Below are 3,665 nucleotides of genomic sequence, written 5' to 3' on the forward strand. Positions count from 1 at the left end.
CTGCGGCACCTGCCGGGCGGCGTCGACGAGTACCTGCGGCTGGCGGACACCGATGGGCCCACGCGTCCCGGTTCCGACGCGCCGCGAAGCGGCGTGGCGGCCGTGGACGTGGGGACGGCGGTCCTGACCGACGCCGCCTCCGCCGGCCCCGGGCTGTCCGGCGCCGAGCGCCGCGACCTGGAGAAGCAGCTCGCCTCGCTGGACCGCCGCATGCAGCGGCTGACGCAGGAGACCCGGGCCGACCACGACGCCCTCGCCACGCACGACCAGAGCGACTACGTCGGGCTGGAGACGATCGCGGGCCGCATCCGCGATCGCGAGGACGAGCACGGCACCCTCGAGCTGGAGTGGCTCGAGGCCGCGGAGCGCCTCGAGTCCGCCTGACCCCTGTTCGCGGATCCGGATTCCTTGCGCAGATCCGGAGATCCTCGGCGACACGCCGGCTCCGGGCGCGCGCGACCGGGGTGTCGCCGGATCCATCCGGATCCGCGAGAGGAGGGAGGGGCCGACCCGGCTGAACCTGCAAACAACCTGCAAAAGCGGTCTGCGCGCCGCCCTCCTCCGGGAACCTGGGGCATCCGTTCCGCGAGGAGGCAGGCATGTCCACGACCGCGCCCGAGCAGCAGAAGCCCGCCGAGGAGCAGACCGAGCTGAAGCGGGCGATCGGCCCGAAGCTGCTGCTGCTGTTCATCGTCGGCGACATCCTCGGCACCGGCGTCTACGCGCTCACCGGCCAGGTCGCGGGGGAGGTGGGCGGCGCCGCGTGGCTGCCGTTCCTCATCGCGTTCGCGGTCGCGACGATCACCGCGTTCTCCTACCTGGAGCTGGTGACGAAGTACCCGCAGGCCGCCGGCGCCGCGCTGTACGTGCACAAGGCGTTCGGCATCCACTTCGTCACGTTCATCGTGATGTTCGTCGTCATGTCGTCCGGCATCACCTCCGCCTCCGCAGCCTCCGTCGCGTTCGCGTCGAACTTCGGCGTCGCGTTCGGCCTCACGATCCCGAGCACCGGCACCTGGGCGGTGTCGGTCGTGTTCATGCTGCTGATCCTCGGCGTGAACCTGCGGGGCGTCGCGGAGGGGGTCGGGCTCAACGTCGTGTTCACCCTGATCGAGCTGTCCGGCCTGCTGCTCGTGATCATGCTCGGCTCGCTGGCGATCTTCGCCGGGCAGGCCGACTTCAGCCGGGTCGTGCTGTTCGAGGGTCCCGACGACAAGTCGTTCTTCCTGGCCGTCAGCACCGCGACGTCGCTCGCGTTCTTCGCGATGGTCGGGTTCGAGGACAGCGTGAACATGGCGGAGGAGACGAAGGACCCCTCCCGCACCTTCCCGCGGATGCTCCTCACGGGCCTGACTATCACGGCGATCATCTACGTGCTGGTCTCGATCATCGCGGTGGCCGTGGTGCCGGTCGGGGAGCTCGCGAAGAGCCCCACGCCGCTGACGACGGTCGTGCAGACCGCGGCGCCGGACTTCCCGATCACCGTGCTGCTGCCCTTCATCTCGATGTTCGCGGTCGCGAACAGCGCACTGATCAACATGCTGATGGCGAGCCGGCTGATCTACGGGATGGCGCGGCAGCGCGTGCTGCCGCCTGTGCTCGGCGCCGTGCTGCCCCGCCGTCGCACCCCGTTCGCCGCCATCGGCTTCACGACGCTGCTCGCGATCGGCCTGATCTCGTTCCTGGCCCTCGACCCGAGGAACCCGGTCGTGGCCCTGCTGGGCGGCACGACCTCGCTGCTGCTGCTCAGCGTGTTCGCGGTCGTCAACGTCGTGGTGCTCGTGCTGCGCCGGGACCGGGTCGACCACCGGCACTTCCGGGCCCCCACCGCGCTGCCGCTGGTCGGTGCCGTCGCGTGCGTGTACCTCGTCCTGCCGTGGACGTCGGGCCGCGACCCGGAGCAGTACGCCATCGCCGGTGTGCTGCTCGTGATCGGGATCGTGCTCTGGGGCGTCACGGTCGGGATCAACCGCACGCTGCGCCGCGGGGACCGGGCCGGCGACCTGTCGGACGTCGGCTGACGAGGGCCGTGCGGCAGACTTGGGCGGCACGGTCCGCCTTGGTGTAACGGCAGCACGACAGCCTTTGGAGCTGTGAGGCCCAGGTTCGAATCCTGGAGGCGGAGCCCGGCCGCCGCCCCTCCGGACCGGCCGCCGCCCCTCCGGAGGAGCACGTCAGCAGGCTGCTCGCACTTCGGCAGGCTGTTCTCCCGCCTAGGGGCCTGCCGAAGTGCTCGTGGCCTGCCGAAGTGCTCGTGGCCCGCCGAAGCGCTCGCGGCCTGCCGAAGCGCTCGCGGCCTGCCGAAGTGCTCGAGCCGCCGCCCGGGCCGGCCCCCGAAGCCCGGGCATAGGCTGATGATCGCGCTCGTCGTGCCGGACCCGCTCGCGGTACGGACGGGCGCCAGGAGCGGAGGAGCCCCGTGACCCCCAGCCCGCAGACGGACCGCCCGCTCGCGGTGGTCGTGCTGGCCGCCGGCCAGGGCACGCGGATGCGATCCGCCCGCCCGAAGGTGCTGCACGAGATCGCCGGCCTGCCGATGGTCGGGCACGTCCTGCTCGCCGCGCAGGGCCTCGACCCGGCCCGCATCGCGGTCGTCGTGCGGCACGAGCGCGACGCGGTCGCCGCGGCCGTGCTGCAGCACGCGCCCGGCGCGCTGATCGTCGACCAGGACGAGGTGCCGGGCACCGGCCGCGCGCTCGAGGTCGCGTTCGGCGCGCTCGGCGGCTTCGAGGGCGACGTGCTCGTCGTGAACGGCGACCTGCCGCACGTCGACGCCGCGGCGATGCGGGCGCTGCGGCTCGAGCACGCGCAGCGCGGCGCGAGCGCCACGGTGCTGTCGGCCTTCTTCGCCGACCCGACCGGCGCCGGCCGCATCGTGCGCGGCCACGACGGCGGCTTCCTCCGCATCGTGGAGGAGCGGGACGCGACCCCGGCCGAGCGCGCCATCGCGGAGGGCAACGGCGGCATCTACCTGTTCCGCTCGGAGGGGCTCGGGGCTCGGCTCGCGGGGCTCGGCTCCGCGAACGCGCAGGGCGAGCGGTACATCACCGACCTGATCGCGATCAGCCGGGACGCCGGCGAGGTGGTGCTCGCCGTCCCCGCCGCGCACGAGGACGTCGTCGCCGGCGTGAACGACCGCGTGCAGCTCGCCGCGGCCGCCCGCCGCATGAACGACGCGATCGTCCGCCGCCACCAGCTGGCCGGCGTGACCGTGATCGACCCGCTGACCACCTGGATCGACGCGACCGTCACCATCGGCGAGGACGTCGAGATCCGGCCGAACACCCAGCTGCAGCGCGCCACCACGATCGCCCGCGGCGCCGTCGTCGGCCCGGACACCACCCTCGTCGACTGCGAGGTCGGCGAGGGCGCCCGCGTGAACCGCACGGACGGCACGCTCGCCGTGATCGGCGCGGGCGCCGACGTCGGCCCGTTCGCCTACCTCCGGCCCGGCACCGACCTCGGTGCGAAGGGCAAGATCGGCACGTTCGTCGAGACCAAGAACGCGACGATCGGGCCCCGCGCGAAGGTGCCGCACCTGACGTACGCCGGCGACGTCGAGATCGGCGAGGACGCCAACATCGGTGCGGGCGTGATCTTCGCCAACTACGACGGCGTGACGAAGTCGACGACCACCGTCGGGCGGGCGAGCTTCGTGGGCAGCG

Annotated in this window: 2 protein-coding genes, 1 tRNA gene and 1 pseudogene; all 4 read left to right on the forward strand. The window is 72.7% G+C overall.

Annotated features, from left to right (window positions below):
- Nucleotides 1-384, forward strand: a pseudogene (locus ACFE60_RS18175) (ABC transporter ATP-binding protein); the annotation flags it as partial.
- A 215-nt stretch (nt 385-599) separates the two neighbouring features.
- Nucleotides 600-2,021 (forward strand): APC family permease, encoded by a 1,422-nt coding sequence (locus tag ACFE60_RS18180; RefSeq protein WP_375390259.1) that lies wholly within the window; start codon nt 600-602, stop codon nt 2,019-2,021.
- Nucleotides 2,022-2,053: 32 nt separating this feature from the next.
- Nucleotides 2,054-2,125 (forward strand) — tRNA-Gln (locus ACFE60_RS18185).
- Nucleotides 2,126-2,419: 294 nt separating this feature from the next.
- Nucleotides 2,420-3,665: bifunctional UDP-N-acetylglucosamine diphosphorylase/glucosamine-1-phosphate N-acetyltransferase GlmU (glmU, locus tag ACFE60_RS18190; protein ID WP_375390260.1), on the forward strand; the 1,246-nt coding region annotated here is incomplete at its 3' end.

The sequence above is a fragment of the uncultured Amnibacterium sp. genome, assembly GCF_964245895.1.
Taxonomy (GTDB): Bacteria; Actinomycetota; Actinomycetes; order Actinomycetales; family Microbacteriaceae; genus Amnibacterium.

Excerpts from the sequence above, each read along its gene's own strand:
- ACFE60_RS18180 (WP_375390259.1), top strand. The coding sequence starts at position 600 with ATGTCCACGACCGCGCCCGAGCAGCAGAAGCCCGCCGAGGAGCAGACC.